Origin of the sequence: Micrococcus lylae, assembly GCF_900163825.1 — a bacterium.
In the GTDB taxonomy this organism is placed as follows: domain Bacteria; phylum Actinomycetota; class Actinomycetes; order Actinomycetales; family Micrococcaceae; genus Micrococcus; species Micrococcus lylae.
Map to the genome: position 1 here is coordinate 36,348 of NZ_FUKP01000039.1, position 7,347 is coordinate 43,694.

Sequence of the window (7,347 nt, forward strand, 5' to 3'; positions counted from 1 at the left end):
CGACGACGGCCGCCCACCTTCGTCTGGCCACTTACCTCCGGCCGTCCGCCCACCCGCCCACACGTGGGCTCGCAGGACCCGCCCGACCGGCTGCGGCTTCTCTCTGCCCGGACACATGTTGACCGCCCTCACATGCCCCGCGGATACTGGATATGAACCTGAACGCCCGGTCGGTAATTCTCAGAGTTGCCGGGCGCTGCGCCGCGCACCGGGACCGCGCCCGCCACGCACGCCAAGGAGGCCCACGCATGTCCACTCTCGCCACCCCGTCCCAGGCCCTGCTCGTCGGCGGCCGTCGCACCCCGGTCGGCCGCTACGGCGGCGCGCTGTCCTCCGTCCGCCCGGACGACCTGGCGGCGCTGACCATCAAGGCCGTGGTCGAGGACGCGGGGATCGACCCGGCGGACGTGGACGAGGTCATCTTCGGCAACGCGAACGGGGCCGGAGAGGAGAACCGCAACGTGGCCCGGATGGCCTGGCTGCTGGCCGGCTTCCCGGACACCGTCCCGGGCATCTCCGTGAACCGTCTGTGCGCCTCGGGCATGTCCGCCGTCGCGATGGCCACCGCCATGGTCCGCGCCGGCATGGCCGACGTGGTCGTCGCCGGCGGCGTCGAGTCCATGTCCCGCGCCCCGTGGGTGCAGGCCAAGCCGACCACCGCGTTCGCCAAGCCCGGCGAGCAGTTCGACACCGCCATCGGCTGGCGCTTCGTGAACCCGCGCTTCGCCTCCGGCGAGTTCGGAGACAAGTTCGTCTTCTCCATGCCGCAGACCGCGGAGGAGGTCGCCGAGACCGAGGGCATCACCCGCGAGGACGCGGACGCCTTCGCCGTCCGGTCCCAGGAGCGCGCCCTCGCCGCGATCGAGGCCGGCCGCTTCAAGGACGAGATCGTCCCCGTCACCGTCAAGGGCCGCAAGGGCGCCGAGACGATCGTGGACACGGACGAGGGCCCCCGCCCGGGCACCACCATGGAGGTCCTGTCCACGCTGCGTCCGATCATCAAGGAGAACGGCGTGGTGACCGCCGGCAACTCCTCCTCGCTCAACGACGGCGCCTCCGCCATCCTCGTGGTGTCCGAGCGCGCCGCTGAGAAGTACAACCTCGAGCCCCGCGCCCGGGTGGTGGACTCCACCGCCGCCGGCGTGGCCCCGCACATCATGGGCCTGGGCCCGGTGCCGGCCACCCGGAAGGCCCTGGAGCGCTCCGGCTGGTCCCTGGACGAGATCGGCGCGGTGGAGCTGAACGAGGCGTTCGCCTCCCAGTCCCTGGGCTGCGTGCGCGGCCTCGGCCTGGACGAGTCCATCGTCAACAACGACGGCGGCGCGATCGCCCTCGGCCACCCGCTGGGCTCCTCGGGCTCCCGCATCATCGTGACCCTGCTGAACCGCATGGACCGCGAGGGCGTGGACAAGGGCCTGGCCACCATGTGCGTGGGCGTCGGCCAGGGCGCGGCGACCCTGATCGAGAAGCTCTGAGGACTGCACAGATGACCCAGCAGACCCAGACGATCGACGACGGCGCCTTCCCCGGACTCGCCGACGTCGCCGCCGGCTTCACCGCCCTCCGCCTCGAGGCGTCCGCGGAGCGCCCGGACCGCGTCGTCGCGGCCATGGACCGGCCGGAGGTGCTGAACGCGATCGACCAGACGATGATCGACGAGTTCCACGCCCTCAGCGGCTGGCTCGAGCGCAACCCGCGCATCCTGATCATCACCGGCACCCAGGTGGAGGACCGCAAGCGCGGCGGCATGAAGGGCATCTTCGCCTCCGGTGCGGACATCGCGCAGCTGCGCGAGCGCCGCCGGGACGACGCCCTGCGCGGGGTGAACTCGCAGCTCTTCGACCGCCTGCACAGCCTGCCGCTGCCGGTGATCGCCGCGATCGACGGCTTCTGCCTCGGCGGCGGCGCCGAGCTCGCCTGGGCCGCGGACTTCCGCATCGCCACCGAGCACGTGAAGATCGGCCAGCCGGAGGCCGGCCTGGGCATCACCGCCGCCGCCGGTGCGCAGTGGCGCCTGAAGGAGCTCGTGGGCGAACCGATTGCCCTGGAGATCCTGTGGGCCGGCCGCATCCTGGACGCCCAGCAGGCCCTGGACCTGCATCTGGTCACCGAGCTGCACTCCCCTCAGGCCCTGATGGACGGGGCCCATGCCCTGGCCGACCGGATCGGCAAGAACGACCCGCTGGCCGTGCGCGTGTCCAAGCGTGTGTTCCACATGCCGCGTGCGGCGCACCCGCACGTGGACGAGCTGGCGCAGGCCATCCTGTTCGAGTCGGAGGCGAAGTTCGACCGCATGCAGGCCTTCCTGGACCGCAAGAAGAAGTGAGGATCCCCATGACTGACACCCCCCACGGCTCCGTCCCCTCCGTCGTCGGCGTACTGGGCGGCGGCCGCATGGGCGCCGGCATCGCCCACGCCTTCCTGACCTCCGGCGCGGACGAGGTGATCGTGGTCGAGCGTGACGCGGCCTCCGCCGAGGCCGCGAAGGAGCGCATCGAGTCCGACCTGGCCAAGTCGCTGGAGCGCGGCAAGCTGGACGGCAACCTGGACGTCTGGGCCGAGCGCCTGACCATTTCCCTGGACAAGGCGGACTTCGCCCGCTGCGGCCTGGTGGTCGAAGCCGTCCCGGAGATCATGGACCTGAAGATCGAGTCCCTCACCGAGGTGGAGAAGCACCTGGGCGCCGACGCCTGGCTGGCCACCAACACCTCCTCCCTGTCCGTGGACGAGCTGGCCGACCACCTGCAGCGCCCCGAGCGCTTCTGCGGCCTGCACTACTTCAACCCGGTCCCGGCCTCGAAGCTGGTCGAGGTCGTCGTGGGCGCGAAGACCGGCGAGGAGCTCAAGGCCCTGTCCACCGCGTGGGTCAAGGGCCTGGGCAAGACCCCGGTCGTGGTCAAGGACGCCCCGGGCTTCGCCTCCTCCCGCCTGGGCGTGGCGATCGCCCTCGAGGCCATCCGCATGGTCGAGGAGGGCGTGGCCTCCCCCGAGGACATCGACAACGCCATGGTCCTGGGCTACAAGTTCCCGGTCGGCCCGCTGGCCCTGACGGACATCGTGGGCCTGGACGTGCGCCTGGGCATCGCCGAGTACCTCGAGTCCCAGCTCGGCGAGCGCTTCGCTCCCCCGCAGCTGATGCGGGACATGGTCGCCCGCGGCGAGCTGGGCCGGAAGTCCGGCAAGGGCTTCTACGACTACTCCTGACCCGCTCTGCCCCGCCCCTTTCGCTTTCGCTCGCGAAATGGGAGGCGGCCAGGCCGACGACGGCCCCTCCCCTTTTCGTTTTCGCTAGCGAAACGGGAGGAGGCCAGGGCAACGACGACGGCCCCTCGCCTTCACGGTGAGGGGCCGCGTCGCGTCGTGGCCCGCCTCTGACCTCGGACCGGTTCCTCCCACGATGCGGACACCCCACCACGTGGTGCCCCGCGCCTACTATGCTGTGGGACAGCGGCCACCACCCTCGGCCGCGCCCGCCGCCCATCCCGGCACCCTCCGGCGGACCCACCTGCGTCCGCTGCGACCGCCTGCTGCGTGCCCACCGGACCCGCACGGCCGTCGCCGAACCCACATACCCGTGCGCGCCCGCGCACCCTGTCCCGGAGGAACTCCCATGACCACTCCCCTATCCTCGATCGCCCCCTTCACCGCCGGCACCGGCACCTTCTCCCCCGCACCCGGCCAGCGCATCGACCCAACGCTCGCCCGCTCCTGGCTGCTGGTGAACGCCGCCCAGCCCGAGCGCTTCGCCCCCGCCGAGGACTCGGCCGCGGACATCGTCGTCCTGGACATCGAGGACGCCGTGGCCCCGAAGGACAAGGCCGCCGCCCTGCAGAACACCGTGGACTGGCTGACGTCGGGGCACACCGCCTGGGTGCGCCTGAACGGCTACGGCACGCCGTGGTGGGAGCAGGACATGGCCGCCCTCGCCGCCACTCTGCCGACGGCGCTCGGCGGCACCGTGGCCTCCGGTGGCCTGGCCGGCGTCGTCCTGGCGATGGTGGAGTCCACGGACCACGTGAACGAGACCGCCGCCCGGCTGCCCGGCATTCCGGTGGTGGCCCTGGTGGAGACCGCCCGCGGCCTGCAGCGCGTGAACTCGATCGCCGCCGCCCGCGGCACGTTCCGCCTGGCCTTCGGCATCGGCGATTTCCGCCGTGACACCGGCCTGGGCGACTCTCCGATGGCCCTGGCCTATACCCGCTCCCAGTTCACGATCGCCGCGAAGGCCACCGGCCTGCCCGGCCCCATCGACGGTCCGACGGTCGGCTCCACCGGCGTGAAGCTGGCCGAGGCCACCGCCGTCACCGCCGAGTTCGGCATGACCGGCAAGATCTGCCTCGCCCCGGAGCAGTGCGCCGCGGTGAACGAGGGCCTGAGCCCCTCCCAGGAGGAGCTGGCCTGGGCCCATGGATTCCTCACGGACTTCGAGGCGGACGGCGGCGAGATCCGCAACGGCTCGGACCTGCCGCGCAAGGCCCGCGCGGAGAAGATCCTGTCCCTGGCCGAGGCGTTCGGCGTGACGTCGACCCGCTACCCGGACCAGGACAACTCGCTCTCCGCCCCGTCGGACACCTACCACTACTGACCGGCTCGCCTGCCGGCCGGCCCCCGCCTGAAGCCCCCTGACATTTTCGCTCGCGAAACGGGAGGCGGCCGGGACAACGACGACGGCCCCTCACCTTCGCTGAGGGGCCGTCACGTGCGCTGCGATGCCGGTTCAGGCGGCGTGGTCGCAGGTGGCGCAGGTGCAGTCCTCGCACTCGCAGGTGGCGCAGTGGCACTCACCCTCGCCGCAGCGGGCGCAGGTGCAGGTGTCGCACTCGTCCACGTGGTCGCCGTGGATGTGGTGCAGGTGGCCGTCGTGCTTGTAGTCCACGTGGTCGCCGTGCTGGACGGCCTCGTGGCCGCAGTCCGGGCCGTGGGTGTGGTCTGCGTGGTCGGTGTGGACGGCGTGCTTGGTGTGGTCAGTTGCCATGGGGAGCCTCCTCGGCGGCGTGGTGGACGGCGTCGCGCAGGATGTGGGCGACGTGCTCGTCGGTCAGGTGGTAGGTGCGGGACTTTCCGTCCAGCTCGGAGCGCACCAGCCCGCTCATGCGCAGCACCCGCAGGTGCTGGGACATCAGCGTGTGGGTCACTCCGACGTGATCGGCCAGCTCACCGACGCTGCACGGCTGCTCGTCTATGCGCAGCAACGCTGCCACGCGCACGGGTGAGGCGAGCACCTTGAACAGGTCTGCGGTTCGCTGGACGTCGTCGGTCATGGCTTCACCATACCTGCAAATATCTTCATATGACAACCGAAGCTTCCCGTGGCAGCGCCCCCGCCGTTGTCGCTCGCGACAGGGGACTGAAGCAGAACACTTTCGCTCGCGAAATCGGAGGCCCGTTCCCCTCCCGGCCCGAAATCGGAGGCCCACCTCGCCGCCCGACCCCGAACGGCGCAGCCGAGCCCAGCGCCCGCCTCCCATTTCGCGAGCGAAAACGCCACATGGGGAATCAGCCGGCAGCCCGGGCCGCCAGCTCCTCGCCCTGGGCGCGCACGAACGCCGCGTCCACCGGGGCTCCGTGGCCCGGGACGTAGAGCGCGTCCTCGCCCCCGAACTCCACCAGCTTCCCGACGACGGCCGCCCACCCGGGCACGTCCGCCTCACCTCCGGCCTGTGGCGGGCCCGACTCCTCCACCAGGTCCCCGGCGAAGACCACCGGGCGCCGCCCGGCCGCTCCCTCCACAGCACGACCGCCCGCGCCCGGCACACCGGTTCGCCCCGGATGCGCCGTGCCGTCGGCCTCCACCCTCGCCACGAGGTCGCTCGGCGTGTGCGCATGGCCGAGCCAGGCGACCTGCACCGTCACCCCGCCGAGGTCCAGCGTCCACGGGTCCTCGGCGGTGCACTGGGCGGACTCGAGGCGCAGGTCCGGCATCGGAACGTCCGCCAGCCCGAGCTGCCGCTGCACCCGCTCGTTCTCCCCGTCCTCCTCCGCACCATGCCGACGACCGAACCAGGCGTGCGCCGCCGCGATGAGCCGCTCCCCCGCCTCTGCGCGGACGCCGGACAGGCCGAACCAGTGGTCGTAGTGGTCGTGGGTGAGCAGCGCCCAGCGCACGGGCACCGGATGCCGCGCCGTGTCTTCGGCCGCACGCACGGCGGACCGGTAGAGAGCGGCGCCCTGCTCCGGGTGGGTGCCGACGTCCACGAGCAGCGCCGCGGCGTCACCCACCACGAGCCCCACGTTCACGTCGCAGGGCTGACAGCGCGCCACCAGCACGCGCTCGGCCACGGGCTCGAAGGGGCCGTTGCTCCAGCGGTCGACCTGCACCGTCATCGCGTCCTCCCCTGCGGTGTCAGAAAGCACATCGCCCCGATCCCTCACCGGGGCGGGGTGGTGCGAGGCTCAGCTCTGGATGAGCGAGGCCATCTTCTTGGCGATCATGTCCGTCGCCTTCTGCGGGGCGATGCGGGCCATTGTGTCCAGCATCCCGGCGTCCTTGCCGACCGTCACGCGGTAGCGGCCCTTCTCCACGGCCTGGTTCACGATGATCGTCGCAGCCTCATCCGCCGGCAGCGGCGTGAACTTGGAGGACTCGGCCTTGGCGGCGGCGTCCTCCGGGGAGCTGGCCCCCGGCGAGGCAACGCCGGAGTTGCCCGTGATGTTCGTGGCGATCGCGCCGGGGAACACGATGGTGGTGGCCACGGAGGTCTCGCGCAGCTCGGCGTAGATGCCCTCGGTCAGCAGCTTCACGGCGGCCTTGGAGGCGCCGTAGACGGTCTGGCCGGGCACAGGCAGGAAGCCGCCCATGGAGGACACGTTCACCAGGGACGCCTCCGGGCGGGCGGTCAGGTGCGGGATGAACGCCTTGTTCAGGTAGACGGTGCCCCAGAAGTTCACGTCCATGACCTTGCGCATCTCGTCCAGGTCCAACTCCTTGAAGACGACGAACTTCTGGATGATGCCGGCGACGTTGAGCAGGCCGTCCACGTGGCCGTGCTGGGCGGCCACCTGCATGGGCAGCAGCTCGACGGCCTCCTGGTCCGCGATGTTCAGCTCGTGCTGGGTGAAGCGGTCCCCGGCGTTCGCCAGGGCCGCGGTCTCGGCGAGGGACTCGGAGCGCAGGTCCACGCCGGCCACGGAGGCGCCGCGGCGCAGCAGCTCGAGCGCCACCTCGCGTCCGATGCCGTTTCCTGCGCCGGTGACGACGAAGACCTTGTCCTTGGTCTGCACGGTGGGTGCCCTCCTTGAGGGGTCGGGATGGGCCGGGGCGCGTGCGGCGCGCCCGGCATCTCCAGCCTAGGTGTACTCGGCCATGACGTTGGTGACAGATAGACGTTGACGATGAAAAGAACCTCC

Annotated in this window: 8 protein-coding genes; 4 read left to right on the forward strand and 4 right to left on the reverse strand. The window is 71.4% G+C overall.

Annotated features, from left to right (window positions below):
* The first annotated feature begins 248 nt into the window (after window positions 1-248).
* From FM125_RS05830 to FM125_RS05845, 4 genes are all read left to right on the forward strand, one after another.
* Window positions 249-1,475: a thiolase family protein gene (locus FM125_RS05830; RefSeq protein ID WP_087133951.1), complete on the forward strand. Its 1,227-nt coding sequence runs from the start codon at window positions 249-251 to the stop codon at window positions 1,473-1,475.
* A gap of 11 nt (window positions 1,476-1,486) precedes the next feature.
* Window positions 1,487-2,326: an enoyl-CoA hydratase/isomerase family protein gene (locus tag FM125_RS05835; protein ID WP_087133952.1), complete on the forward strand. Its 840-nt coding sequence runs from the start codon at window positions 1,487-1,489 to the stop codon at window positions 2,324-2,326.
* Between the two features lie 8 nt (window positions 2,327-2,334).
* Entirely contained in the window at window positions 2,335-3,204 is an 870-nt protein-coding gene (locus tag FM125_RS05840; protein ID WP_087133953.1) for a 3-hydroxyacyl-CoA dehydrogenase family protein, read from the forward strand.
* A gap of 406 nt (window positions 3,205-3,610) precedes the next feature.
* Window positions 3,611-4,585, forward strand: a complete 975-nt coding sequence (locus tag FM125_RS05845; RefSeq protein WP_087133954.1) for an HpcH/HpaI aldolase/citrate lyase family protein — start codon at window positions 3,611-3,613, stop codon at window positions 4,583-4,585.
* Between the two features lie 132 nt (window positions 4,586-4,717).
* Here FM125_RS05845 and FM125_RS05850 read toward each other — a convergent pair whose 3' ends face one another.
* From FM125_RS05850 to FM125_RS05865, 4 genes are all read right to left on the reverse strand, one after another.
* Window positions 4,718-4,975 carry a hypothetical protein gene (locus FM125_RS05850; RefSeq protein ID WP_087133955.1) on the reverse strand — a complete coding sequence of 86 codons (258 nt, stop codon included), beginning with the start codon at window positions 4,973-4,975 and terminating at the stop codon, window positions 4,718-4,720.
* Complete coding sequence (locus FM125_RS11980; RefSeq protein WP_067192125.1) at window positions 4,965-5,261, reverse strand: ArsR/SmtB family transcription factor; 297 nt, start codon at window positions 5,259-5,261, stop codon at window positions 4,965-4,967. The genes FM125_RS05850 and FM125_RS11980 overlap by 11 nt, the downstream gene beginning before the upstream one ends.
* 235 nt (window positions 5,262-5,496) lie before the next feature.
* Window positions 5,497-6,354: an MBL fold metallo-hydrolase gene (locus FM125_RS05860; protein WP_143745244.1), complete on the reverse strand. Its 858-nt coding sequence runs from the start codon at window positions 6,352-6,354 to the stop codon at window positions 5,497-5,499.
* A gap of 39 nt (window positions 6,355-6,393) precedes the next feature.
* Window positions 6,394-7,221: an SDR family NAD(P)-dependent oxidoreductase gene (locus FM125_RS05865; protein ID WP_087133958.1), complete on the reverse strand. Its 828-nt coding sequence runs from the start codon at window positions 7,219-7,221 to the stop codon at window positions 6,394-6,396.
* Window positions 7,222-7,347: the final 126 nt, after the last annotated feature.

What these genes read in the sequence shown, in the direction of transcription:
- FM125_RS05845 (WP_087133954.1), top strand. Translation starts at nt 3,611, where the DNA reads ATGACCACTCCCCTATCCTCGATCGCCCCCTTCACCGCCGGCACCGGC.
- FM125_RS11980 (WP_067192125.1), bottom strand. Translation starts at nt 5,261, where the DNA reads ATGACCGACGACGTCCAGCGAACCGCAGACCTGTTCAAGGTGCTCGCC.
- FM125_RS05850 (WP_087133955.1), bottom strand. Translation starts at nt 4,975, where the DNA reads ATGGCAACTGACCACACCAAGCACGCCGTCCACACCGACCACGCAGAC.
- FM125_RS05835 (WP_087133952.1), top strand. Translation starts at nt 1,487, where the DNA reads ATGACCCAGCAGACCCAGACGATCGACGACGGCGCCTTCCCCGGACTC.
- FM125_RS05840 (WP_087133953.1), top strand. Translation starts at nt 2,335, where the DNA reads ATGACTGACACCCCCCACGGCTCCGTCCCCTCCGTCGTCGGCGTACTG.
- FM125_RS05830 (WP_087133951.1), top strand. Translation starts at nt 249, where the DNA reads ATGTCCACTCTCGCCACCCCGTCCCAGGCCCTGCTCGTCGGCGGCCGT.